This is a genomic window from Selenomonas sp. oral taxon 126 (assembly GCF_001683335.1).
Taxonomy (GTDB): Bacteria; Bacillota; Negativicutes; order Selenomonadales; family Selenomonadaceae; genus Centipeda.
In genome coordinates this window covers 1,480,340-1,502,637 of sequence record NZ_CP016201.1, presented here as the reverse complement: position 1 = coordinate 1,502,637, position 22,298 = coordinate 1,480,340, and the positions used below count along the sequence as shown (strand labels likewise).

Below are 22,298 nucleotides of genomic sequence, written 5' to 3'. Positions count from 1 at the left end.
TTAGATCACCTCGACTTTGCCGCCTGCCGCTGCGATTTTCTCTGCCGCGCCCTGCGTAAAGCCCTGTGCGCGAACGGTGAGGTTCTTCGCCGTAAGCTCGCCGTCGCCGAGGATGCGGATGCCGTCACGGACATTCTTGAGGATGCCTGCCTCGATGAGTGCAACGGGATCAACCGTTGCGCCATCCTCGAAGCAGTTCAGGCTGCCAACGTTCACCTCGGCAAAGGTCTTTGCCCAAACGTTCTTAAAGCCACGCTTTGGGAGACGACGGTAGAGAGGCATCTGACCGCCCTCAAAGCCGCTGCGGACACCGCCGCCGGCGCGGGACTTCTGTCCCTTCATGCCACGCGTCGAGGTCTTGCCCATGCCGGAGCCGATGCCGCGGCCAACACGCTTACGCGTGGCACGCGAGCCCTCAGCGGGCTGTAATTCATGCAGTTTCATAGATGTTTGCCTCCCCTCTTCAGTCTGCAATCTCTTCCACCGTGATGAGGTGGGAGACCTTGTGAAGCTGCCCACGCACGGCGGGCGTGTCGGGAAGCTCGGTAACGGAGTTGCGCTTACGCAGTCCGAGCGATTTCACAGTCTTGCGCTGCGTCTCAGGACGACCGATCAAGCTGCGTGTCAGCGTTACTCTGACTTTTGCCATGTTCGTTCCTCCTTATCAGCCAAAAATCTCGCGCACGGTCTTGCCGCGCAGTGCTGCCACATCGGCGGGGTTCTTGAGGCCGATGAGCCCTTCCATCGTCGCGCGAACCATGTTGTTCGGGTTGGACGTGCCGAGCGACTTCGTGAGGATGTCACGCACGCCCGCGAGCTCGAGCACCGCACGCGCAGGGCCGCCGGCAATGACACCGGTACCTTTGGCAGCGGGCTTCAGAAGCACGCGGCCGGCACCGAAGATGCCCGTGATCTCATGCGGGATCGTGCGCTCGTCGCGCAGCGGAACCTCGATCAGGCTCTTCTTTGCGTCCTCGACACCCTTGCGGATTGCCTCGGGCACCTCAGCAGCCTTGCCGAGACCGAAACCGACCTTGCCCTTCTTGTTGCCAACGACAACAAGTGCGCTGAAGGAGGAGCGTCGGCCGCCCTTGACAACCTTCGATACGCGGTTGATGAATACGACACGCTCTTCGAACTCCGGCGTCTCGTTTTCGTTGTTATGTCTAGCCATGCTTTCCCTCCTTTAGAATTTCAGACCCGCTTCGCGTGCCGCCTCAGCGAGAGCAGCGACGCGGCCATGGTAGATGTAGCCGCCGCGGTCAAAGACGACCTCGGTGATGCCCTTTTCGAGGGCTTTCTTCGCAACAGCAGCGCCGATTGCCTTTGCTGCCTCGACGTTGCCGCCGTACTGGGAGAAGTCCTTGTCCTTGGAGCTCGCGGAGACGAGCGTCACGCCCTTTTCATCGTCAATGATCTGTGCGTAGATGTTCTTGAGGCTGCGGAATACATTGAGGCGCGGACGAGCCGCCGTACCTGCAATGTGATTGCGCACGCGCAGATGGCGCTTCTGACGCGCCTTATTCTTATCCTGCTTGATAAGCACAGTGTGTCACTCCTCTCCTTCTTATTTCTTGCCCTTCGCGCCGGCTTTGCCTTCCTTGCGGCGGACATGCTCTCCGGCGTACTTGATACCCTTGCCCTTGTATGGCTCCGGCTCACGATGTGCGCGGATCTCTGCTGCTACCTGGCCGACGTCTTCCTTGTTGATGCCGGAGATCGTGATGACCGTAGCAGAGGGGCACTCAAACGTGATGCCCTCGGGCGGCTCAACGACAACGGGATGCGAGAAGCCGAGCGAAAGATTGATGTTCTTGCCCTGCTTTGCCGCACGATAGCCGACGCCGCTGATCTCAAGGGTCTTCGTGAAGCCCTCCGACACGCCGACCACCATGTTGTTGATGAGCGTGCGGGAAAGGCCGTGGAGCGACCTGTGCATTTTATCGTCCGAAGGACGGGTGACGGTAACGACACCTTCCTCGACGGTTATTTTCATATCCGGATGGATCTCGCGCGAAAGCTCGCCCTTCGGGCCCTTCACTTTCACGAGATTATCCGCACCGACCGTGACGGTAACGCCAGACGGAATGTGAATCGGTGCTCTTCCAATTCTTGACATTGTTACACCTCCTGCCTGTGCATTACCATACGAATGCGAGAACTTCGCCGCCGAGCCCCGCCTTGCGGGCATCCTTGTCGCTCATGATCCCCTTTGAGGTGGAGATCACGGAGATCCCAAGGCCGCCGTAGACACGCGGGAGCGCATCGTGCTTTGCATACTGACGAAGTCCGGGCTTGGAAACGCGCTTCAGGCCGGAGATAACGTGCTCACGCTTGGCTCCATACTTCAGCGTGACGGTGAGAACGCCCTGCTTGCCGTCCTCCTGGAAGGAGTAGTCCTTGATGAAGCCTTCCTTTTTCAAGACTTCGGCGATTGCCGTCTTGACCTTCGACCCGGGGATCGCCACGCTCTCGTGGTAGACCGAGTTCGCGTTGCGGATGCGGGTCAGCATATCTGCAATAGGATCAGTCATTGCCATGAATCGATATCCTCCTTTGTTTTGATTACCAGCTTGCCTTCGTTACACCAGGGATGGCGCCCTTGTAACTCTGCTCACGGAAGCAGATACGGCACATATCGAATTTGCGGATGTAGCCGTGCGGACGTCCGCAGATCTTGCAGCGGTTGTACTTGCGTGTCGAGAACTTGGGCTCTTTGCTCCACTTCTCAATCATTGCCTTCTTTGCCACAGTTGTTCCTCCTAGCCCGTTACGCGCGGAACGGCATACCCATGAGACGGAGGAGCTCTTTTGCCTCTTCGTCCGTATGCGCGCTCGTAACGATGACGATGTTCATGCCGCGAATCTTGTCGATCTTGTCGTAGTCAATCTCGGGGAAGATGAGCTGCTCACGCAGACCAACGGCATAGTTGCCGCGGCCGTCGAAAGCCTTCTCGCTGACCCCGCGGAAATCGCGGACGCGCGGAAGTGCGACATTCATGAACTTGTCGAGGAACTGGTACATACGCGTGCCGCGCAGCGTGACCTTGCAGCCGATCGGCATGCCCTCGCGGAGCTTCCACGCAGCGAGCGACTTCTTCGCACGCGTGAGCTGGGGCTTCTGACCTGCGATGGCGGTGAGATCCGTCACAGCGGCATCAAGTGCCTTCGGGTTGCCGACAGCCTCGCCGACGCCCATGTTGATGATGACCTTCTCCACCTTCGGGAGCTGCATGACGTTCTTATAGCCGAACTTCTCCGTCAGAGCGGGCACAACTTCCTTCTGATACTTTTCTTTGAGTCTATCCACTTTGCGTATTCCTCCTTTCCGCTAAAGATTACTGCTCGATGGGCTCGCCGCACTTCTTGCAGGCGCGCACCTTGCGCTCACCGATGATGCGGTGCGCAACGCGCGTCGCCTTGCCGCACGCGGGGCAGACAAGCTGCACCTTCGATGCGAACAGCGGTGCCTCCTTCGTGATGATACCGCCCTGCGGTGCGCTCTGGCTCGGCTTCGTGTGACGCTTCACCTTGTTCACGCCCTCAACGATGACCTTGCCCTTCTTCGGCTGAGCCTCGATGACCTTGCCCTGCTTGCCCTTATCCTTACCGGAAAGAACGACGACCGTATCGCCCTTCTTGACGTTCAGTTTTGCCAGCGACAAAATAACACCTCCTCCTTAAAGAACTTCGGGCGCGAGCGAGACGATCTTCATGAAATCCTTCTCGCGCAGCTCGCGTGCGACAGGTCCGAAAATACGTGTGCCGCGCGGCGTGTGGTCATCCTTGATGATGACGGCTGCATTCTCGTCGAAACGGATGTAGGAACCGTCCGGACGGCGCAGCCCCTTGACGCTGCGGACGACGACTGCCTTCACGACATCGCCCTTCTTCACCGTGCCGCCCGGCGCTGCCGCCTTGACAGAGGCGACGATGATGTCGCCGATGTTGGCATACTTGCGGTACGAGCCGCCCAGTACGCGAATGCAGAGGATTTCCTTCGCTCCTGTGTTATCGCCGACATTCAGGATTGTTTCCTGCTGTATCATTGATCCTCTTCCTCCTTACTTCGCGCGCTCGACGACTTCGACCACGCGCCAGCGCTTCGTCTTCGAGAGCGGACGCGTCTCCATGATGGATACGCGGTCGCCGACGTGTGCGTCGTTCTTCTCGTCATGCGCGTGGAACTTCACCGTCTTCTTAACCGGCTTCTTATACATCTTGTGCTGCTCGAGCTCCTCGACAGCAACGACAACAGTCTTGTCCATCTTGTCGGAGACGACCTTGCCGATTCTCACTTTGCGTACGTTTCTATCGCTCATTCTTGTATGAGCCTCCTTCCTGCGTATCAGTATCTCCGCATTGAGCGAAGCTGTCAGATTACTTCGTCAGAACCGTCTTGGGCGCGTTTTCCTGCTCGCGCTGGATGGTCTTGATGCGGGCAATCGTCTTCTTTACGTCCTTGATACGCATCGGGTTGTCGAGCTGTCCGGTGGCGTGCTGAAAACGGAGGCCAAAGAGCTCCTCTTTGAGCGACGCAAGTTTTTCCTTGAGCTCGTCGGCGCTCAGGCCGCGGATCTCATCAACCTTCATTCACTTCACCGCCCTCTAATTCTTCGCGTACGACGAACTTCGTCTTGATCGGGAGCTTGTGTCCCGCGAGACGCATCGCCTCTGCCGCAACGTCACGTGCCACGCCGTCCATCTCGAAGAGGACACGACCCGGCTTTACGACGGCTACCCAGTACTCGGGCGAGCCCTTGCCGGAGCCCATGCGGGTCTCCGCCGGCTTCGCCGTGACCGGCTTGTCCGGGAAAATCTTGATCCAGACCTTGCCGCCGCGCTTGATGTAACGCGTCATCGCGATACGCGCAGCCTCGATCTGGCGGTTCGTGATCCAAGCCGGCTCCAGAGCAACGAGACCGTACTGTCCGTGGCTGACCGTGTTGCCGCGCTGTGCCTTACCCTTCATGCGCCCGCGGAATTGCTTGCGGTACTTAACACGCTTTGGGAGTAACATTACGCCTCGCTCCTTTCCTTATTGTTCTTCGGCGCCTGCTTCTTGTCGGGGAGAACCTCGCCCTTAAAGATCCAGACCTTGATGCCGATGCGGCCGTACGTCGTATGCGCCTCAGCCGTGCCGTAGTCGATGTCTGCACGCAGTGTGTGCAGGGGGATGCTGCCCTCGCGATAGGACTCGCGGCGTGCAATCTCCGCACCGCCAAGACGACCGCTGACCGCGATCTTGATGCCCTTCGCGCCGAGACGCATCGTACGGCCAACCGCCTGCTTCATCGCACGGCGGAAAGCAATGCGGCGCTCAAGCTGTGCCGCAATGTTCTCGGCGACGAGCGTCGCGTCGAGATCCGGCTGCTTGATCTCTGCAATATTGATGTCAACGCGCTTATCCGTCAGCCCCTTGAGGCCTTCCTTGATCTGCTCGATGCCCGAGCCGCCGCGTCCGATGACCATGCCCGGCTTTGCCGTATGGATCGTGAGCTTCAGGCGGTTCTTGCTGCGCTCCGTCTCCACGCGGGGAACACCTGCGGTCTGGAGGCTCTTCTTGAGGTAATCGCGAATCTTGATGTCCTCATGCAGATTCTGCGCGAAATCCTTGTCTGCATACCAGCGGGCATCCCAATCCTTGACGATGCCAAGGCGAATGCCATGGGGATTTACTTTCTGACCCAAACTGTTTCCCTCCCTATTACTTTTCGTTTACGGCAACCGTGATGTGGGACGTGTGCTTCAAAATCTTGAACGCCTGTCCGCGCGAACGCGGATGAATGCGCTTCAAGGTCGGTCCCTGGTCAACGAAAGCTGAGGAAATGAACAGTCGATCCACATCCATGTCGAAGTTGTTCTCCGCGTTTGCAACAGCAGAGCGGAGCACCTTCTCCACGGCGTCCGCGCCGACTTTCGGCGTGAACTTCAGGATCGCGAGAGCGTCAGCAACGCTCTTGCCGCGTACGAGGTTCATCACAATGCGAACCTTGCGCGGTGCGATACGGATGTATTTGGCGGTAGCCTTTACTTCCTGTGCCACGAATCGTCCTCCTCTCTATCAGCGCAGCGAGGTCTTGCGCTCTTCGCCCGCGTGACCCTTGAATGTACGTGTCGGCGCAAACTCGCCGAGCTTATGTCCGACCATATCCTCCGTGACGTACACGGGGACGTGCTTGCGTCCGTCATGGACGGCAATCGTGTGCCCTACGAAATCCGGGAAGATCGTCGAGCTGCGCGACCATGTGCGCACAACCTTCTTCTCGTTCTTCTCGTTGAGCGCATCGATTTTCTTCATCAGGCTCTCTGCGACGAAAGGCCCTTTCTTAATCGATCTTGACAAAGTTTTTCCTCCTTTCGCCGAACACTGTGCGGTTCGGCGATGGTTCTATCTGCAAGTTACGATGCTATACCGCTTTACTTGGGCGGTGCTCAGATTGGAGCAAATTTTTCGTTCTGTCAAGGCAGCAAACCGGACGCATAGATTATGCTATGTGGAGGATTTGCTGTCCGCAGACAGGGCGGAAAAGATGCCCAAGATGGGTGCCGCCCTCATGAGCCGTTTATTACTTCCTACGGTGCACAATGAGACGATTCGACGCCTTCTTCTTGCGGCGCGTCTTCTTGCCCATCGCAATCTTGCCCCACTTCGTCATCGGGCTCTTGCGTCCGACCGGCGAACGACCCTCGCCGCCGCCATGCGGATGGTCATTCGGGTTCATCGCAATACCGCGCGTCTCCGGACGGCGTCCGAGCCAGCGGCTGCGGCCTGCCTTGCCGATGGTGATGTTCTCATGCTCGAGGTTGCCGACCTGACCGATCGTCGCACGGCAGTTGATATGCACGCGGCGAATCTCGCCCGACGGCATGCGCAGGAGTGCGTAGTCGCCTTCCTTTGCCATGAGCTGTGCGGACGTGCCCGCGCTGCGGACGAGCTGTGCGCCCTTGCCGATCTTCAGCTCGACGGCATGGATGACCGTACCGAGCGGGATATTCTTCAGCGGAAGCGCGTTGCCCGGCTTGATATCAGCCTCAGCACCCGACTCCACGACATCGCCGACCTTCAGGCCGTTCGGTGCGAGGATGTAGCGCTTCTCGCCATCTGCGTAGTTCAGGAGCGCAATGCGTGCGCTGCGGTTCGGATCGTACTCGATCGTTGCGACGCGGGCGGGGATGCCGTCCTTCGTACGCTTGAAGTCGATGATGCGATAGAGCCGCTTGTGACCGCCGCCGCGATGACGCACGGTCAGTTTGCCCTGCTGGTTGCGTCCACCCGTCTTCGTCAGGCGAACGGTGAGGGACTTCTCCGGCTTGTCCGTTGTGATCTCATCGAAGGAAGAGACCGTCATGAAGCGTCTGCCGGCAGAATACGGCTTAAAACTCTTTACTGCCACGTTCGTACCTCCCTTTCGTCTCAGCCTTCAAAGAACTCGATGGTCTCGCCCGGCGCGAGTTTCACGATGGCCTTCTTGTAGTCCGGGCGCTTGCCCTGCGTGCGACCCATGCGCTTTGTCTTGCCGATGACGTTGACCGTGTTGACCTTTGCGACCTTCACCTTGAAGATCTCCGAGACCGCCTTTGCAATCTCGATCTTGTTCGCAGCCTTCGCAACGACGAAGACGTATTTGCCCTCAGCCATGAGCTGCGTCGTCCGCTCCGTGATGAGCGGGCGTACGAGAATATCACGTGCTTCCATTATGCGAATACCTCCTCGATACGGGTGATGGCATCCTTCGTAATGAAGAGCTTGTCGTGATGGAGAATGTCATAGACATTGATTCCACGTGCCGAGATGGCTTTTACACCCGGAATATTGCTGGTGGAACGCTCCACATTCACGGCTTCGTCCGCCGTGATGAAGAGGCTCTTTGCATCTACACCGAAATCGCTCAGGAGCTTCACCGCTGCCTTCGTCTTCGGCGCCTCGAAATCGAGCTGGTCGAGGACGATGAAATCGCCCGTGCGCACCTTGTCCGAGAGCGCACACTTGAGGGCAAGACGGCGCTGCTTGCGCGGCATCGTAAAGCCGTACTTGCGCGGGTGCGGCCCAAAGACCGTGCCGCCGCCAACCCACAGCGGGCTGCGCGTCGAACCTGCGCGGGCACGACCCGTGCCCTTCTGGCGCCAGGGCTTGCGTCCGCCGCCGCGCACGAGACCGCGCGTCTTCGTGGCATGTGTGCCGAGACGCTGCGATGCGAGCTGGAGGACAACCGCCTGATGAAGGAGGCCGGCATTCATTTCGACATTGAAGAACTCGTCGTTCAGGCTGATCTCGCCAACCTGGTTGTGCGACATATCATATACTGCTACATTCGCCATGCTGCGATTCCCCCTTCCTTATTCTTTCGCGGCCTTTGCAGGCTTAACGGTATCTTTGATCACGACAAATCCCTTCTTCGGGCCCGGAATCGCGCCCTTGATAAGGATGAGGTTGCGGTCACTGTCCACGCGGACAACCGTCAGACGTTGCACCGTGACACGCTCGCCGCCCATACGGCCGGGGAGCTTCTTGCCCTTGAGGACGCGTCCGCCGGGACCGGAGATCATCGCACCCGTCGAGCCCGGCTCACGGTGCGACTTCGAGCCGTGGCCCATGGGGCCGCGCGCGAAGTTGTGACGCTTGATGCCGCCCGCGAAGCCCTTGCCCTTGGACGTACCGACCACATCGACGAGATCGCCCGCAGCGAAGATGTCAACGCCGATCGTGTCACCAACATTGTATTCGGAAGGAGCAGCAAGGCGCATCTCACGAATGAAACGCACCGCCTTCACGCCCGCCTTCTCAAAGTGTCCCTTGAGCGGCTTCGTGACGTTCTTCTCCTTGATATCGCCAAACCCGATCTGCACAGCGTTGTAGCCGTCCGTCTCGTCGGTCTTGTTCTGCAACACGAAATTGTTGCCGGACTCAACGACCGTCACGGGAACGACGCGGCCTTCCTCTGTGAAGATCTGGGTCATGCCCAGTTTTCTTCCTAAAATAGCCTTAGCCAAGGCTTCCACCTCCTATTAGAGCTTAATCTCGATGTCAACGCCGGCAGGCAGATCGAGGCGCATGAGCGAATCGACCGTCTTGTTCGTCGGCTGCAGGATGTCGATGAGACGCTTGTGCGTACGCATCTCAAACTGCTCGCGCGAGTCCTTGTTGACGTGCGGAGAGCGGAGAATCGTGTAGACATTCTTCTCCGTCGGAAGTGGAATGGGGCCGGAGACCATTGCGCCCGTCTTCTTCGCCGTGTCGACGATCTTCGCCGCACTCTGGTCGAGCGCCTTGTGGTCATAGGCCTTCAAACGAATTCTGATTTTCTGCTGTTTCGCCAAAGTAGTTTTCCTCCTTCGTCCGGGGTCTCGCCCCAAACATTTCTCCACGGCAGTTCCCTCTGCCCCGCCGGAGCATAGCCATCTGCCATGTCATCGCATGGAGTACGTCGTCTGTCGTATGATTCCAAAAGATGAAAAGAAGTTTTATCATACTCCCTCGAAAAGGAGCGACGCGAGCGCGCCGCTCCTCCTCCTAGGGAATATCAGTAAGGGTGATTAGCCCTCAATCGCCGTAACACGACCCGCGCCGACCGTGTGGCCGCCCTCGCGGATAGCGAAGCGGAGACCCTGCTCGATCGCGATCGGGGTGATGAGCTCGACTTCCATCTCGACGTTGTCGCCGGGCATGACCATCTCAGTGCCCTCGGGGAGACGAACCACGCCCGTCACGTCCGTGGTACGGAAGTAGAACTGGGGACGATAGTTCGTGAAGAACGGCGTATGACGGCCGCCCTCTTCCTTCGTCAGGACGTAGACCTGCGCCTTGAACTTCGTGTGCGGGTTGATGGAACCCGGCTTTGCGAGAACCTGACCGCGCTCGATGTCCTTACGGTCAACACCGCGGAGCAGTGCGCCGATGTTGTCGCCCGCAACAGCGCTGTCGAGCAACTTGCGGAACATCTCGATGCCCGTAACAACCGTGCTGCGTGCCTCTTCCTGAAGACCGACGATCTCAACCGTATCGTTCAGCTTCAGCTCGCCGCGCTCCACACGACCCGTGGCAACCGTGCCGCGGCCCGTGATCGTGAACACGTCCTCAACCGGCATGAGGAAGGGCTTATCCGTGTCGCGCACCGGCGTCGGGATGTACTTGTCAACCTCATCCATGAGCTCGAGGATCTTCGCCTTCATCGCCTCGTCGCCCTCGAGCGCCTTGAGAGCAGAGCCTGCAACAACGGGGATGTCGTCGCCGGGGAACTCGTACTGCGAGAGCAGCTCACGAACTTCCATCTCGACGAGCTCGAGGAGCTCATCATCGTCAACCTGGTCAACCTTGTTGAGGAAGACAACGAGAGCCGGAACGCCAACCTGACGTGCGAGCAGGATGTGCTCACGCGTCTGGGGCATCGGGCCGTCAGCAGCGGAGACAACGAGGATCGCGCCGTCCATCTGTGCAGCACCCGTGATCATGTTCTTGACATAGTCCGCGTGGCCCGGGCAGTCGACGTGTGCATAGTGACGGTTGTCCGTCTCATACTCAACGTGCGCCGTGTTGATCGTGATGCCGCGCTCGCGCTCCTCCGGAGCCTTGTCGATGTCCGCATAGTCCTCGAACTTCGCATAGCCCTTCTCGGAGAGAACCTTCGTGATCGCAGCCGTCAGCGTCGTCTTGCCGTGGTCAACGTGGCCGATCGTGCCGATGTTGACATGGGGCTTGCTGCGGTTAAACTTTTCCTTTGCCATTCTAAAATTGCCTCCTTATTCGCCTTTGTTCTTGGCGACTACAGCGTCAGCTATATTCTTAGGAACTTCGTCATAGAAGGAAACTTCCATGGAGTAGTTCCCGCGGCCCTGGGTTTTGGAACGGAGATCCGTCGAGTAGCCGAACATCTCCGAGAGCGGAACGAACGCGTTTATGACCTGTACGCCGTTGCGCGGCTCCATGCCGTCGATGCGTCCGCGACGCGAGTTCAGATCGCCGATAACGTCGCCCATGTACTCCTCAGGCACCGTGACCTCGACCTTGACATACGGCTCGAGGAGTACGGGGCTTGCCTTCTCGGCACCTGCCTTGAACGCCATCGAACCAGCCACCTTGAACGCAGCCTCGGACGAGTCGACCTCGTGGAACGATCCGTCGTAGACGATGACCTTGATGTCGACCATCGGATAGCCGGCGACAACGCCGCCCTCCATCGCCTGACGGACACCTGCCTCGATCGGGTTGATGAATTCCTTCGGAATCACGCCGCCGACGACCTTGTTCTCGAAGCTGAAGCCCTCGCCCGCATCCTGCGGGATGAGCTCGAGCCAGCAGTGACCGTACTGGCCATGACCGCCGGACTGACGGACGAACTTGCCCTCTGCCTTGACCGACTTGCGGATCGTCTCGCGGTATGCAACCTGCGGCTCGCCAACCTTGCAGTCGACCTTGAACTCGCGGAGCATACGGTCGACGATGATCTGCAGATGCAGCTCGCCCATGCCCGAGATGATGACCTGTCCCGTCTCTGCATCCGTGTGGACGCGGAACGTCGGATCCTCCTCAGCGAGCTTCTGGAGCGCAATGCCCATCTTCTCCTGATCGTTCTTCGTTGCAGGCTCAACCGCAACGGAGATAACGGGATCGGGGAACGCCATCGACTCGAGGATGATCGGCTTGTTCTCATCGCAGAGCGTGTCGCCCGTCGTCGTGTTCTTCAGGCCGACTGCAGCCGCGATATCGCCGCTGTAGACCACGTCGATCTCCTTGCGGTTGTTCGCGTGCATCTGCAGGATGCGGCCGATGCGCTCCTTGTTGTCCTTCGTCGCATTGAAGACGTAGGAACCGGAGTTCAGCGTACCGGAGTAGACGCGGAAGAACGCGAGCTTGCCGACGAACGGATCCGTCATGATCTTGAACGCGAGTGCCGAGAACGGTGCGCTGTCCGATGCCGGACGGCTGTCCGCCTCGCCCGTGTCGGGGTTCACACCTGCAATCGGCGGGATATCTGTCGGTGCCGGCATATAGTCGACGATTGCATCGAGCAGGGGCTGTACGCCCTTGTTGCGGTACGACGTGCCGCAGGTGACCGGGGTCATCTGGCAGGCGATCGTCGCCTTGCGGATCGCACGGCGGATCTCCTCCTCCGTGACCTCCTCACCGCCGAGGTACTTCTCCATGAGCTCATCGTCCGCCTCGGCACATGCCTCAACAAGCTTCTCGCGGTATTCCTCAGCCTGCTCTTTGTACTCAGCCGGAATCTCGACCTCATCGGTCACCTTGCCGAGATCGTCCTCATAGACGATGGCATCCATCTTCACGAGGTCGATGATGCCTTTGAACTCGTCCTCTGCACCGATTGGCAGCTGAATCGCTACCGGGTTTGCATTGAGGCGCTCGCGCATCATCTTCATAACATTGAAGAAATCTGCGCCTGTAATGTCCATCTTGTTGACATATGCCATACGCGGGACATTGTAACGCTCCGCCTGACGCCAGACCGTCTCCGTCTGCGGCTCAACGCCGCCGCGCGCGGTCAGAACGGCCACCGTGCCATCCAGCACGCGCAGTGAGCGCTCTACCTCGACCGTAAAGTCAACGTGACCAGGCGTATCAATGATATTGATGCGATGGTTCTTCCAGTGGCAGGTCGTCGCCGCCGACGTAATCGTAATGCCGCGTTCCTGTTCCTGAACCATCCAGTCCATGGTGGCAGCGCCCTCATGAACCTCGCCGATCTTGTGCGTTACGCCCGTGTAGAAGAGAATGCGCTCGGTGGTCGTCGTCTTGCCGGCATCAATGTGTGCCATGATGCCGATATTCCGCGTTTTTTCAAGGGAATATTCTCTTGCCACTGTTTCCTATCGCTCCTTACACTGTTGGGGTTACGAAACCTCTGACAAACTGCTTATCAGTGATTCCTACCAACGATAATGTGCGAATGCCTTGTTGGCTTCCGCCATCTTGTGCGTATCTTCCTTCTTCTTGATTGCCGCGCCCGTATTGTTCGCAGCATCCATCAGCTCTGCCGAGAGGCGTGCATCCATCGTCTTCTCGCCGCGCAGACGCGCATAGCCGACAAGCCAGCGGATGCCGAGCGTCATGCGGCGATCCGCACGAACCTCGACCGGAACCTGATAGTTGGCACCGCCGACGCGGCGCGCCTTGACCTCGAGCACAGGCATGACGTTGCGCAGCGCCGTCTCGAATACCTCGAGCGGATCCTGACCCGTCTTCTCGCGAATCGTGTCAAACGCATCGTACACAACGCGCTGTGCGACACTCTTCTTGCCCGAGAGCATAACCTTGTTGATAAACTTCGTCACCGTCTTGGAATGATATACCGGATCCGGCAGAACATCCCGCTTCGGCACGGGGCCCTTACGTGGCATAGCCCAACCTCCTAACGATATACTTCCTTACTTCTTCTTCGCACGCTTCGCGCCGTACTTCGAGCGCCCCTGTGCGCGGTTCTGAACACCCGCGGTATCAAGCGAGCCGCGAATGATGTGGTAACGAACACCCGGCAGATCCTTCACACGACCGCCGCGAATGAGGACGACGCTGTGCTCCTGCAGATTGTGCCCGATTCCGGGGATGTATGCGGTCACCTCGATGCTGTTCGTCAGGCGAACACGAGCAACCTTTCTAAGAGCAGAGTTCGGCTTCTTCGGCGTGGACGTATAGACACGCGTGCAGACGCCGCGCTTCTGCGGGCTGTTCTTCAGTGCTGGTGCTTTCGATTTCTCCTCAAGGCTCTTCCGGCTCTTGCGAATGAGCTGATTGATCGTTGGCATACTGCACCTCCTTCCTTTGTCGTCATTTCAATTCTTTTGTATGAAAACGCAGAGGCTGCGTTTTTACCGTAGTGTAGCGACCGCCGCAGCGCCCACATCGAGGCGTGCGTGCTCCCCGAGCGCGGCCTTCGTCGCCGTGCGGTCCGGGGTTATTCCCGCATCCCCGCAAGCCGCAAGCAGTGCGCCAAGCACACGCTCATCGACATCCGAGGCGATGAACACCATCTCTGCCGCGCCGCTCTCCACCGCGCGGCACACCTGATGAATGCCGGCGACCGTGCGCGCTGTGCGTAATTTCTCCAGAGACATAGTTCACCTCCAAAAAGGGGACTGTCACATAATATCATTCACAAAAACGCTTGTCAACGCATATTTGACAAAGTTTTCTATTTACACTTCTCCTAGCGTGTCTTTCTTGTGAGTTTTGATGAAAAATCAAAAAAGGGGCGTGCCCGCCCCCATTCATCCATTCTTACCCACAAGCAGCTCCGGATGTCGCACATAGTACGCCGTCAGCTCACAATACGCATCGCGCTCCTCCGTGAAGCGCTCCGTATCGACGCGCCACGGCAGTGCCCCCGCCGTCACCTTCAATTCCTGCGCCTTGCAATCTTGGTAGCGTCCGATCTCCTCATGCGTGATCCACGCATAGGGTGTCACAACCCGCTCAATCCGCTCCGTCAGGGGATTCTCAACAGCATAGTAGGAGAAGCCCTTCGGCGCGATCAGTTCGATGAGCGTCGGCAGGATGTTCATATGACCGCCGATCTCGTTGTGTGCCAGATGCTCCGCTGTGAGCTGCGGATGATGCATCGAGAACGACGTGAGAATCTGCTCGCGCAGGAGCAGCTCCTGCCGCTCCGTCACCCCTTCAATGAGCGGCACCTCTCCGCCCATGTGATCGCCCGTGACGATGAAGAGACTATCGGGGAATGCCTCCCGCATCTCTTCAATAAATTTGCAGAGCGCCTGATCGGCATACCATGCACAGCCCAGTCCGCGATATTTTTTCATTGAACCCTTCAGCGCCTTTGCCATCTCAGGATTCAGGCGTGCCGCATCAAAGCCATACTCCTCGAAAGGAATGCGGAAGGGGCCGTGATTCGAGGTCGTATAGAGGAAGTGGAAGGATGGCGTCGCATTCCCCTCGGCACGAATACGCCGCGCAGCTTCAGTCAAAAAGACATGATCGTAAACGCCAAGCCACGTGCGCGGTGCATCGGCGGCGCAGATCTCCACACCGCCATGCGCCTCATCGAATCCAAGTGCAGGGATAAAATGTGACAAGCTCCCCCAGTTCAGTCCCCCGCCATACCAAAAATCGGTATGATAACCGAGCTTTTTAAGCTGCAATGGCAGCGAAGTGGGCAGTGTATGATTCCAAAACAGAACATTTTCATTCAGCTCCATGTCCGCATCATAGACACCGAGGAGCAGACTGACAAGGGACGGCTGTGAGATCATCCCGCTCGAGAGGAAATTGTTGATACAGACGGTATGCGGCTCCGCACGAAAGCGTGCGCCCGCCTCCATCAGATTCAGCCCGGCATAGGGCGCATCGAAGTGCACCTGCCCATAGCTCTCCGCCAGAAGGAAGAAAATATGCTGCGGCGGATCGATGCGCGGCCCGCCCGCTGTCCGTCGGAATACCTCCAGAGGTGTTTCCACAGGCGAATCAGGCGGAATCATGCATTTCAAAATCGCGTACGACTCCTCATCCGAATGATTCAAAACATCCTGCACGGGACGCTTCCATACCATCTTGAGCGCAATGAGATCGTCGATCGTCGCCTTGCCCAGAACAAGATCTTCCTTAACGAAGGCGGGCACCTCGTCCCACTCGGGCTTCAGCCGATGCCGCAGCGTCCCACCATAGCGCAGCCAGTAAAAGAGTACAATAGAGGCGATGAAGACGAGCGTATTCACCGCATACTGCCCCGCGCCGTCCGTCAGCACGGGATAGGCGAGAGACGGCAGGGCGAGAACGGCATGCACCGCAAACGCACAAAGTGTCAGATAGGGCAGATAGCCGAGGAGCAGCCATGCACCATGATTTTGATGAAAGAAAATATCGGCAAAATTTTTCTTATCCGCATGTTTTCCAAGCCAGATCGTCTGATTGAACGTGTCGTGAAAATGCGCGTAGAAAATCATCTTGCCGATGAACGCCGTATAGAGTGCTGCCGCGTAGACAAGGAAGAGACCAATGCGCACCGCATCCCCCACGGCAAAGTACGCAGGAAGGAACGCCCCTGGCACGGAGACGAGGACGAGCGGAACGAGGAAGGCATAGGCGTTAAAGTCCATCCCCCACCAAAATCCGTAACGAAAGCAGGTAATCCACTTCCGCCACTCCCCGACTGGCGACTTCTTCGGACGGTAGACCAGAATGAAAATCAGGCGAAAGACGGCGCAGATGACAGGCGGCAAAAGAAAGATCTTCAGATCCTGCTGCATCCCCAAAAAGAAATCACTGAACATCCAATAACCTCACAAAATAAAACGGGACTAACGTCAAAAGTAACGTTAGCCCCCTCCCATCATCGGACTGCGTGCATCTTGCTCCGCCGCTCCTCCGCCGTCTCCGGCTTTTTCTTCACGGGCGGTGCATCCCGACTGCGGTCGGCAATGCCGAGCAGTATTCCCATGCCCGCCATCGTCACGATCAGTGACGAGCCTCCGTAGCTGATGAACGGCAGCGGCACGCCCACGACAGGCAGCAGCCCCGCGACCATCGCGAGATTGGCGAGCGCCTGTCCGAGCACGAGGAAGATAATGCCGAGCGCGAGCACCTGTCCGAACGTATCCTTTGCGCGCGCCGCTACGCGCATACACGTGACGAGCAGCACGGCGAACAGGAAGAAGATGAGCAGGACGCCGAGGAAGCCGTGCTCCTGACTGAAGATCGCAAATGCAAAATCCGTATGTGCCTCGGGCAGATACTCATACTTGCTCACACCGTCGCCGAATCCCATCCCGAAGATGCCGCCCGAGCCGATTGTCGAGAGCGACTGCACCATCTGATAGCCTGCATCGCGCGCATCCGACCACGGGTCGAACCAGACCTCGATGCGCTTCATGCGGTACGGCTGCAGCGTCCCGATCGCAAATGCGAGTATCATCGTGAGCGGCACGACCCAAAACCAGTAGCGCGGCTTGACGAGAATGGCAAATGCCATCAGGAGCGGCACGCCGAACACAATGCACGCCGTCCCGAAGTCCGGCTCCTGATAGACGAGGAACGCCATCACGAGAATTGCCCCGAACGGAACGGCAACCAGTCCCCCATCCCGCTCTATGCGGAATCGCTCCTTGCCGAGCACCGACGAGATCGAGAACGCCCCCATCAGCACCGCCATCAACTTCGCAAACTCCGCCGGCTGAAAGCTCAGAGGGCCAAGCGCGAGCCAGCGCTGCGCCCCGTTGATCGTCGTCCCGACAAAGAGCACGGCAATCAATAGAAAGACCGTGACCCCCATGCCCACGAACATCAGCACGCGCATCCGCTGGTAGTTCATGCGGCGGCAAAGCCAGCACGCGACGATCCCGAGCAGAAGCCATTGGAGATGCCGCTGCAGGAAGTAATACGGATTTTCAAAGTTCATCGCCGCGAGCACATAGCTCGAGCTGAATACATTGATCGTCCCCGTCACAAGCAGAATCGCCATGATGATGACAATCGGCTCCGTCTCACTCTTGAAGAGCGTATAGCGCGTACGCATCAGCCCTGCTCCACGGGCGGATGTGACACGAGCCGACCGATCTTTGCGCCGCGTGCACTGAATTTGCGCTCGTACTCCGTCATGATATTGTCCGCTTCGCCGAGCGCGTGGAGATCGTGCGTCACATCCGAGAGATGCCAGCCCTGTGCCGCCATCGTCTCAAGCGAGTAATCAAACAGCCCCATATTGTCCGTCTTAAAGCGCAGCTCCCCATCCGCCTTCAAGACTGTGCGATATCGCGCGAGAAACAGAGGACTCGTCAGCCGTCGCTTCGCATGGCGCGCCTTCGGCCACGGATCGGAGAAATTCAGATAGATGCGATCCACCTCACGGGGCGCAAAGAGCTCCGTCAGACGCGCCGCATCGAAGACCACGAGGCGGAGATTTTTCAACCCGCGCTCCGCCGCCTTGCGCGCAGCAAAGTAGAGCACCCCCTGCTGCATCTCCAAACCGACATAGTTCACATCAGGACTCTGCGCCGCCAGCTCCGTCAAAAAGTCGCCCTTGCCGACGCCGATCTCCACATGAAGCGACGCCTCACGCCCGAACGTCTCCGACCAGTGCCCTGTAAAAGCCGTCCAATCCCCGCCAAGTGGCGTGACGAAATCCGCATAGTCCAGAATCGCCGTATCAATCCACGGCTTTCGCCTGAGTCTCATAGCCTTTCCCATTCGCCCCCATCTTAGGGAAGCACTGATAAATTCAGCCACGCCATCTTAGCGCATCTTTTTTGCCCGCTTTTCGTTAGCAAATCCTCCACATAGCTCTGGCTATGCGTCCGGTTTGCTGCCTCAATCGGACAGAAAAATCTGTGCCAATCTGACGGACTTCATTTTATCAGCGATTCCTTAGTACGAAATCCCGCACGACTACGGTGCGCCCCCTCTCGCAGAAGCGCACCGTAGCAACGTTATTACCAGATTTTCCCTGCCATAAACCAGATGCGGTTTCGCGCACTGTTCTTCGCCGACACTGACGAGTCAAGCCCGATGCGCCGCGCATAGTCCAGACGCGCAAACCAATCCCCCGGGTTGTTGTACGCGGCACCGATGCCCCAGCCGCGCAGCGTCACATCATTGTCCACCAGCTCGTAGCCCTTGCTCACGCGCACCGTACCGATATCGTAGAACGTACTCAGTGTCAGCCCGCGCAGCGGCGTATGATAGCGCAGCTCCGCCGTGCCGAGGAAACCTTCGTCGCCCGTGCCCTCGCCCTGCGCATAGGCGCGCACGCCGTTCGGACCGCCGAGATAGAACTCCTCCGAGCTGTCCAGATTGCGGCTCGCCATCTGCCCCGAGACCTTCACAAGGAAATCCGTCATATTCCCGAGGCGCTGCACCGCCGTCGCCTCCGCCTCGAGCTTTGCGTACGTGCCCTCCTCCGTGTTGTTGAGTAGCCCAAGGACACGGCTGTACTCCGAGTCCAGCCCCAGCTGCCCCACCGTCAGATTTGCGGAGTAGTTCAGCATCGTCCCGCCTGTAAAGCGCTCGATGCCGACCAACCCGGCATAGACACTGTGTGTATGCTTTTTGCCTTTGAGATCAAATCCCGTGATATCGTCGTTCAGATCACGGTAGTTATAGCCGTAGCGCACGAGCAGGCTGCGATCCGTCAGATGGTAGAGCGGCGTCTGCCCGAAGAGCGAGAGCGTCAGCGAATTGCCCTCCGCGCCGATTGCAGCGAGCGAGCCGCCCACCTTGTAATTCATCCGCGAGATGCCAAGACCCAGTGTCGTGCCACCGTGCCCGACCACAGTCTCATAGTTTGCGTAGAAATTGCGCAGACTGCCATTCGAAATCAACGCGCCCGCACTCACTTTGTCGCCCGTCCCCGACGGATTGTAGAGCGTCTCCTGCAAGCCGTAGCGATAGCGCCCCGTCGACGGGCTGCCGTAGTTCTCCACATAGAAGACCGTATTCGACTCCCGCGAATCCTCGATGCGCACCGTCAGCTTGCTCGTCCCGAACGCCGCGCCCGGACTCAGCACGCCGACCGCGCGCGCGCCAGTCGCATCCGATACCGAGTAGAGCGCCGTCTCCAGCTTCTCCGTCGTAATGATGTCATCTGCCTTCAGCCCCGCGATAATGCGCTGTGCAACGGGCGTCTTGAGACGGCTGTTATTCTCGATCACAATCTCATCATAGCGCCCCGGCAGCACGCGCAGCACGACAATCCCGTCCGGACTGTCCTGCGGCGGCAGATACACCGCAGCGGCAGGATAACCGTGCGTGCGGCAGTACGCCGTCAGCTCATCCACCGTGCGGCGTAGCTGCGCCATCGTCCGCTGCTCGCCCATGCCCTCCTCGAGAATGCGCGTCAGCTCCGCCTTGTCGAGGAAGAGATCGGGCGCCTCCATGATGAAATTTTCAATCGTGAACTGCGCGTCGTCACCATCCTGCCGATAGCGCGGCGTCACATCCTCAATCCCAATCTCAGGTTTCGGCTGCTCACGCGCAACATCCGCCCCCGGACGCGCCAGCGACGGCGCGGCAAAACTCGTCCCCGACGCACATGCAAACCCCGCACAGACACACGCGGCAAGTCCTGCACGCAGCATCATACCCTTATTCATACGGCTCATCCCATCTCGCACGATTGTATTTCACCCTCTATAAATACAGACAATAAATCGACTCTATTCTAGCATTTTCGGGGGGAAAACACAAGGGAAGTGGCACACGCCGTTGTTGTAAACTGACGGTCTTCATTCTATCAGCAGCCCCTCAAAACTGGAGATTATGCGATAAAACTATTAAAAAAACTTGGGGATTATGCAAAAACATGATAATATAAATAACGGGATTGTGCATAGCCTGTGTTTTGAAAAGAGGCATCTCATGTTCAAAAGAAAGATTTTAGCCGAAATGATCTCATGGAAAAGGCGTTCTCGCGGACGCTCCGCGCTTTTGATTCAAGGAGCACGGCGCATAGGAAAATCAACCACAGCAGAAGAATTTGCCCGTAGAGAATACAAAAGCTACATTTTGATTGATTTTTCCAAAGCTCGACAGGAAGTAGTTCGCCTCTTTCGAGACATCAGCGACTTGGATTTTTTCTTTTTACAGCTGCAGCTATTCTACAACGTACGCCTTTACGAACGAGAATCGTTGATTATCTTCGACGAAGTACAGCTACAGCCTTTGGCAAGACAAGCCATCAAACACCTCGTTGCCGATCATCGTTATGATTATCTCGAAACAGGTTCACTCATCACCCTACGGAAAAACATTCGTGACATCCTAATTCCAAGCGAAGAAGAATGTCTGTCCATGTACCCGATGGACTATGAAGAATTCTTATGGGCAAAGGGGGATGAGACAACAATCCCCCTTCTGCACGAATGCTTTTCGCGAGGACGCGGTCTAGGAGACGTTGTTCACCGAAAACAGATGCAGGGTTTCCGTCTCTATATGCTGATCGGAGGCATGCCTCAGTCCGTTGAAAGCTATCTCTCAACGAACAATTTCAATCAAATCGACCAGGTAAAGCGCAACATCCTGACACTCTACGAGAACGATTTTCGCAAAATAGATCATTCCGGGCGGGCGACACAGATCTTTGATGCAATCCCAGCCGAACTCAGTAAAAACACATTCCGCTACCAGGTATCAAAGATCATTGAGAAACAGCGCGCGAGCAACGTCCGGGAGATCATTGCCGACCTCCAGGACTCCATGACAGTCCTGCCCGCATTCCGCATCAACGATCCGGGCGTCGGTATGTCGCACTATAAGGATATCAATCATTTCAAGCTCTACCTTTGTGATACCGGACTATTTGTGACATTGGCCTTCAAGGATAGGAGCTTCACCGAAAACATCATTTATGAAAAGCTCCTTCACGGAAAGCTCCCTGCAAATCTTGGCTATCTATACGAAAATATCGTTGCTCAGACATTCCGTGCCGGCGGCAATGAACTTTTTTACTTTACATTCCCATCTGATACATCCAACCGCACCTATGAGATTGACTTCCTTCTACCAAGAAAACACAAAATATGCCCGATTGAAGTGAAGTCCTCAGGCTATAAGAAGCACGCCTCACTGGATCGCTTTCGCACGAAATACCGTGAGCGTATCCAAGAAAGCTATGTTCTATACACAAAGGACTACGCCCCCTCCGATATGCTGAAATACGTGCCGGTCTATATGGCGCAGTTTCTCTAAGGAATCGCTGATAAAATGAAGTCCATCAGATTGGTGTAGATTTTTTGTCCTATCAAGGAGACAAACCGGACGCATAGCAAGGCCTATGTGGAGGATTTGTTGACACAGAGAGGGCGAAAAAGATGTGCCAAGATGATTGGGCTGAATTTATCAGTGCTTCCCTAAACCAAACCAAAAAGGAGCCTATGTTATGAAGCACATCCTATTCGTCTGCCACGGCAACATCTGCCGCTCCCCGATGGCAGAATTCGTCATGAAACAGCTCGTGCGCGAGGCGGGGCTGTCCGATGAGATCAGCGTAGCATCCAAAGCCCTCCACCGTGACGAACTCGGCAGCGACACACATCGCGGTACACGCGAAGTCCTCCGTGCGCACGGCATCACGTTCACGAAGCGGAGCGCAACACTGATGACTGCCACCGACTACAGCGCCTATGACTGCATCATCGGCATGGACACAGAGAACATGCGCGACCTCATGCGCCTCACGGGCAACGATCCTCAGCACAAAGTGCGCCGTCTCCTCTCCTGTATCGGCGAGGAGCGCGACGTCGCTGACCCGTGGTACACGGGCAACTTCGATGTCACCTACCGCGATGTCGACGCAGGCTGCCGCGCACTGCTGCGGGAATTGACGAAAAATAAATAA

The 22,298-nt window shown here is 57.4% G+C and carries 33 protein-coding genes; 3 read left to right on the top strand and 30 right to left on the bottom strand.

What is annotated here, in order from left to right:
* The 30 genes from rplO to AXF19_RS06575 all read right to left on the bottom strand — a co-directional run bounded on the left by rplO (position 1) and on the right by AXF19_RS06575 (position 20,055).
* Positions 1 to 444: a 50S ribosomal protein L15 gene (gene rplO / locus AXF19_RS06720; RefSeq protein WP_066846727.1), complete on the bottom strand. Its 444-nt coding sequence runs from the start codon at positions 442 to 444 to the stop codon at positions 1 to 3.
* Between the two features lie 19 nt (positions 445 to 463).
* On the bottom strand, positions 464 to 649 hold the full coding sequence (gene rpmD / locus AXF19_RS06715) for a 50S ribosomal protein L30 (protein ID WP_006692907.1): 186 nt from the start codon (positions 647 to 649) through the stop codon (positions 464 to 466).
* A gap of 15 nt (positions 650 to 664) precedes the next feature.
* Positions 665 to 1,174, bottom strand: coding sequence for a 30S ribosomal protein S5 (rpsE, locus tag AXF19_RS06710; protein ID WP_066846724.1), 510 nt, complete (start codon positions 1,172 to 1,174; stop codon positions 665 to 667).
* Between the two features lie 12 nt (positions 1,175 to 1,186).
* The gene (rplR, locus tag AXF19_RS06705) at positions 1,187 to 1,546 is read right to left on the bottom strand and encodes a 50S ribosomal protein L18 (protein WP_006692909.1); all 360 of its coding nucleotides are present in this window, start codon (positions 1,544 to 1,546) and stop codon (positions 1,187 to 1,189) included.
* A gap of 21 nt (positions 1,547 to 1,567) precedes the next feature.
* Positions 1,568 to 2,119 carry a 50S ribosomal protein L6 gene (rplF, locus tag AXF19_RS06700; RefSeq protein WP_066846721.1) on the bottom strand — a complete coding sequence of 184 codons (552 nt, stop codon included), beginning with the start codon at positions 2,117 to 2,119 and terminating at the stop codon, positions 1,568 to 1,570.
* Between the two features lie 22 nt (positions 2,120 to 2,141).
* Positions 2,142 to 2,540, bottom strand: a complete 399-nt coding sequence (gene rpsH / locus AXF19_RS06695) for a 30S ribosomal protein S8 (RefSeq protein ID WP_006307547.1) — start codon at positions 2,538 to 2,540, stop codon at positions 2,142 to 2,144.
* Between the two features lie 25 nt (positions 2,541 to 2,565).
* Positions 2,566 to 2,751, bottom strand: coding sequence for a type Z 30S ribosomal protein S14 (locus AXF19_RS06690; RefSeq protein ID WP_006307548.1), 186 nt, complete (start codon positions 2,749 to 2,751; stop codon positions 2,566 to 2,568).
* Positions 2,752 to 2,770: 19 nt separating this feature from the next.
* Positions 2,771 to 3,310, bottom strand: coding sequence for a 50S ribosomal protein L5 (gene rplE / locus AXF19_RS06685; RefSeq protein ID WP_066846719.1), 540 nt, complete (start codon positions 3,308 to 3,310; stop codon positions 2,771 to 2,773).
* Positions 3,311 to 3,338: 28 nt separating this feature from the next.
* On the bottom strand, positions 3,339 to 3,665 hold the full coding sequence (rplX, locus tag AXF19_RS06680) for a 50S ribosomal protein L24 (RefSeq protein WP_009441254.1): 327 nt from the start codon (positions 3,663 to 3,665) through the stop codon (positions 3,339 to 3,341).
* A gap of 15 nt (positions 3,666 to 3,680) precedes the next feature.
* Positions 3,681 to 4,049 carry a 50S ribosomal protein L14 gene (rplN, locus tag AXF19_RS06675; RefSeq protein WP_006307551.1) on the bottom strand — a complete coding sequence of 123 codons (369 nt, stop codon included), beginning with the start codon at positions 4,047 to 4,049 and terminating at the stop codon, positions 3,681 to 3,683.
* Positions 4,050 to 4,064: 15 nt separating this feature from the next.
* Positions 4,065 to 4,322, bottom strand: coding sequence for a 30S ribosomal protein S17 (gene rpsQ / locus AXF19_RS06670; RefSeq protein ID WP_009441255.1), 258 nt, complete (start codon positions 4,320 to 4,322; stop codon positions 4,065 to 4,067).
* Between the two features lie 58 nt (positions 4,323 to 4,380).
* Positions 4,381 to 4,593 carry a 50S ribosomal protein L29 gene (rpmC, locus tag AXF19_RS06665; RefSeq protein ID WP_066846717.1) on the bottom strand — a complete coding sequence of 71 codons (213 nt, stop codon included), beginning with the start codon at positions 4,591 to 4,593 and terminating at the stop codon, positions 4,381 to 4,383.
* The gene (rplP, locus tag AXF19_RS06660; RefSeq protein ID WP_009349623.1) at positions 4,583 to 5,020 is read right to left on the bottom strand and encodes a 50S ribosomal protein L16; all 438 of its coding nucleotides are present in this window, start codon (positions 5,018 to 5,020) and stop codon (positions 4,583 to 4,585) included. Before rplP ends, rpmC begins: the two co-directional genes overlap by 11 nt.
* The gene (gene rpsC, locus AXF19_RS06655) at positions 5,020 to 5,691 is read right to left on the bottom strand and encodes a 30S ribosomal protein S3 (protein ID WP_066846715.1); all 672 of its coding nucleotides are present in this window, start codon (positions 5,689 to 5,691) and stop codon (positions 5,020 to 5,022) included. The genes rplP and rpsC overlap by 1 nt, the downstream gene beginning before the upstream one ends.
* Before the next feature lie 16 nt (positions 5,692 to 5,707).
* On the bottom strand, positions 5,708 to 6,046 hold the full coding sequence (rplV, locus tag AXF19_RS06650) for a 50S ribosomal protein L22 (RefSeq protein WP_006307561.1): 339 nt from the start codon (positions 6,044 to 6,046) through the stop codon (positions 5,708 to 5,710).
* Between the two features lie 18 nt (positions 6,047 to 6,064).
* On the bottom strand, positions 6,065 to 6,346 hold the full coding sequence (gene rpsS, locus AXF19_RS06645) for a 30S ribosomal protein S19 (protein WP_006307562.1): 282 nt from the start codon (positions 6,344 to 6,346) through the stop codon (positions 6,065 to 6,067).
* A 223-nt stretch (positions 6,347 to 6,569) separates the two neighbouring features.
* Positions 6,570 to 7,397 (bottom strand): 50S ribosomal protein L2, encoded by an 828-nt coding sequence (gene rplB / locus AXF19_RS06640; RefSeq protein WP_009657078.1) that lies wholly within the window; start codon positions 7,395 to 7,397, stop codon positions 6,570 to 6,572.
* 20 nt (positions 7,398 to 7,417) lie between these two features.
* Positions 7,418 to 7,699: a 50S ribosomal protein L23 gene (gene rplW / locus AXF19_RS06635; RefSeq protein WP_066846706.1), complete on the bottom strand. Its 282-nt coding sequence runs from the start codon at positions 7,697 to 7,699 to the stop codon at positions 7,418 to 7,420.
* Positions 7,699 to 8,322 (bottom strand): 50S ribosomal protein L4, encoded by a 624-nt coding sequence (rplD, locus tag AXF19_RS06630; RefSeq protein WP_066846703.1) that lies wholly within the window; start codon positions 8,320 to 8,322, stop codon positions 7,699 to 7,701. The genes rplW and rplD overlap by 1 nt, the downstream gene beginning before the upstream one ends.
* Positions 8,323 to 8,340: 18 nt before the next feature.
* Positions 8,341 to 8,994, bottom strand: a complete 654-nt coding sequence (gene rplC / locus AXF19_RS06625; protein ID WP_066846700.1) for a 50S ribosomal protein L3 — start codon at positions 8,992 to 8,994, stop codon at positions 8,341 to 8,343.
* A 15-nt stretch (positions 8,995 to 9,009) separates the two neighbouring features.
* The gene (gene rpsJ / locus AXF19_RS06620; protein ID WP_006695835.1) at positions 9,010 to 9,321 is read right to left on the bottom strand and encodes a 30S ribosomal protein S10; all 312 of its coding nucleotides are present in this window, start codon (positions 9,319 to 9,321) and stop codon (positions 9,010 to 9,012) included.
* A gap of 216 nt (positions 9,322 to 9,537) precedes the next feature.
* Entirely contained in the window at positions 9,538 to 10,725 is a 1,188-nt protein-coding gene (gene tuf, locus AXF19_RS06615) for an elongation factor Tu (protein ID WP_066846698.1), read from the bottom strand.
* A 15-nt stretch (positions 10,726 to 10,740) separates the two neighbouring features.
* Complete coding sequence (fusA, locus tag AXF19_RS06610) at positions 10,741 to 12,819, bottom strand: elongation factor G (RefSeq protein ID WP_066846696.1); 2,079 nt, start codon at positions 12,817 to 12,819, stop codon at positions 10,741 to 10,743.
* A gap of 66 nt (positions 12,820 to 12,885) precedes the next feature.
* A complete protein-coding gene (rpsG, locus tag AXF19_RS06605) occupies positions 12,886 to 13,356 on the bottom strand; it encodes a 30S ribosomal protein S7 (protein WP_006692921.1) in 471 nt (156 codons plus the stop codon).
* Between the two features lie 27 nt (positions 13,357 to 13,383).
* Entirely contained in the window at positions 13,384 to 13,761 is a 378-nt protein-coding gene (gene rpsL / locus AXF19_RS06600; protein ID WP_006692922.1) for a 30S ribosomal protein S12, read from the bottom strand.
* 63 nt (positions 13,762 to 13,824) lie between these two features.
* Positions 13,825 to 14,070 (bottom strand): ribosomal L7Ae/L30e/S12e/Gadd45 family protein, encoded by a 246-nt coding sequence (locus AXF19_RS06595; RefSeq protein ID WP_066846694.1) that lies wholly within the window; start codon positions 14,068 to 14,070, stop codon positions 13,825 to 13,827.
* Positions 14,071 to 14,223: 153 nt separating this feature from the next.
* Complete coding sequence (locus AXF19_RS06590; RefSeq protein ID WP_066846692.1) at positions 14,224 to 16,242, bottom strand: LTA synthase family protein; 2,019 nt, start codon at positions 16,240 to 16,242, stop codon at positions 14,224 to 14,226.
* Between the two features lie 59 nt (positions 16,243 to 16,301).
* The gene (gene ftsW, locus AXF19_RS06585; protein WP_066846690.1) at positions 16,302 to 17,483 is read right to left on the bottom strand and encodes a putative lipid II flippase FtsW; all 1,182 of its coding nucleotides are present in this window, start codon (positions 17,481 to 17,483) and stop codon (positions 16,302 to 16,304) included.
* Entirely contained in the window at positions 17,483 to 18,142 is a 660-nt protein-coding gene (gene trmB, locus AXF19_RS06580) for a tRNA (guanosine(46)-N7)-methyltransferase TrmB (protein ID WP_066846688.1), read from the bottom strand. Before trmB ends, ftsW begins: the two co-directional genes overlap by 1 nt.
* Before the next feature lie 254 nt (positions 18,143 to 18,396).
* On the bottom strand, positions 18,397 to 20,055 hold the full coding sequence (locus tag AXF19_RS06575; protein WP_172837366.1) for a ShlB/FhaC/HecB family hemolysin secretion/activation protein: 1,659 nt from the start codon (positions 20,053 to 20,055) through the stop codon (positions 18,397 to 18,399).
* 265 nt (positions 20,056 to 20,320) lie between these two features.
* Between AXF19_RS06575 and AXF19_RS06570 the strand changes: the two genes are divergently transcribed.
* From AXF19_RS06570 to AXF19_RS06565, 3 genes are read left to right on the top strand one after another with little or no spacing between them, the layout of a single operon-like run.
* Positions 20,321 to 21,649 (top strand): ATP-binding protein, encoded by a 1,329-nt coding sequence (locus tag AXF19_RS06570; RefSeq protein WP_066846680.1) that lies wholly within the window; start codon positions 20,321 to 20,323, stop codon positions 21,647 to 21,649.
* 39 nt (positions 21,650 to 21,688) lie between these two features.
* Positions 21,689 to 21,814, top strand: a complete 126-nt coding sequence (locus AXF19_RS15275) for a secretion protein HlyD (protein ID WP_226372160.1) — start codon at positions 21,689 to 21,691, stop codon at positions 21,812 to 21,814.
* A gap of 25 nt (positions 21,815 to 21,839) precedes the next feature.
* The gene (locus tag AXF19_RS06565; protein ID WP_066846677.1) at positions 21,840 to 22,298 is read left to right on the top strand and encodes a low molecular weight protein-tyrosine-phosphatase; all 459 of its coding nucleotides are present in this window, start codon (positions 21,840 to 21,842) and stop codon (positions 22,296 to 22,298) included.

Coding starts and splice junctions, on each gene's coding strand:
- rpsQ (WP_009441255.1), bottom strand. CDS start 4,322: ATGAGCGATAGAAACGTACGCAAAGTGAGAATCGGCAAGGTCGTCTCC.
- tuf (WP_066846698.1), bottom strand. CDS start 10,725: ATGGCAAAGGAAAAGTTTAACCGCAGCAAGCCCCATGTCAACATCGGC.
- rplF (WP_066846721.1), bottom strand. CDS start 2,119: ATGTCAAGAATTGGAAGAGCACCGATTCACATTCCGTCTGGCGTTACC.
- AXF19_RS06570 (WP_066846680.1), top strand. CDS start 20,321: ATGTTCAAAAGAAAGATTTTAGCCGAAATGATCTCATGGAAAAGGCGT.
- rpsH (WP_006307547.1), bottom strand. CDS start 2,540: ATGGCAATGACTGATCCTATTGCAGATATGCTGACCCGCATCCGCAAC.
- AXF19_RS06575 (WP_172837366.1), bottom strand. CDS start 20,055: ATGAATAAGGGTATGATGCTGCGTGCAGGACTTGCCGCGTGTGTCTGT.
- rpsE (WP_066846724.1), bottom strand. CDS start 1,174: ATGGCTAGACATAACAACGAAAACGAGACGCCGGAGTTCGAAGAGCGT.
- ftsW (WP_066846690.1), bottom strand. CDS start 17,483: ATGCGTACGCGCTATACGCTCTTCAAGAGTGAGACGGAGCCGATTGTC.
- rplP (WP_009349623.1), bottom strand. CDS start 5,020: ATGTTACTCCCAAAGCGTGTTAAGTACCGCAAGCAATTCCGCGGGCGC.
- rpmD (WP_006692907.1), bottom strand. CDS start 649: ATGGCAAAAGTCAGAGTAACGCTGACACGCAGCTTGATCGGTCGTCCT.
- rpsG (WP_006692921.1), bottom strand. CDS start 13,356: ATGCCACGTAAGGGCCCCGTGCCGAAGCGGGATGTTCTGCCGGATCCG.
- rpsL (WP_006692922.1), bottom strand. CDS start 13,761: ATGCCAACGATCAATCAGCTCATTCGCAAGAGCCGGAAGAGCCTTGAG.
- rplW (WP_066846706.1), bottom strand. CDS start 7,699: ATGGAAGCACGTGATATTCTCGTACGCCCGCTCATCACGGAGCGGACG.
- AXF19_RS06595 (WP_066846694.1), bottom strand. CDS start 14,070: ATGTCTCTGGAGAAATTACGCACAGCGCGCACGGTCGCCGGCATTCAT.
- rplD (WP_066846703.1), bottom strand. CDS start 8,322: ATGGCGAATGTAGCAGTATATGATATGTCGCACAACCAGGTTGGCGAG.
- trmB (WP_066846688.1), bottom strand. CDS start 18,142: ATGAGACTCAGGCGAAAGCCGTGGATTGATACGGCGATTCTGGACTAT.
- rpmC (WP_066846717.1), bottom strand. CDS start 4,593: ATGAAGGTTGATGAGATCCGCGGCCTGAGCGCCGACGAGCTCAAGGAA.
- rplO (WP_066846727.1), bottom strand. CDS start 444: ATGAAACTGCATGAATTACAGCCCGCTGAGGGCTCGCGTGCCACGCGT.
- rplN (WP_006307551.1), bottom strand. CDS start 4,049: ATGATACAGCAGGAAACAATCCTGAATGTCGGCGATAACACAGGAGCG.
- AXF19_RS06565 (WP_066846677.1), top strand. CDS start 21,840: ATGAAGCACATCCTATTCGTCTGCCACGGCAACATCTGCCGCTCCCCG.
- AXF19_RS06590 (WP_066846692.1), bottom strand. CDS start 16,242: ATGTTCAGTGATTTCTTTTTGGGGATGCAGCAGGATCTGAAGATCTTT.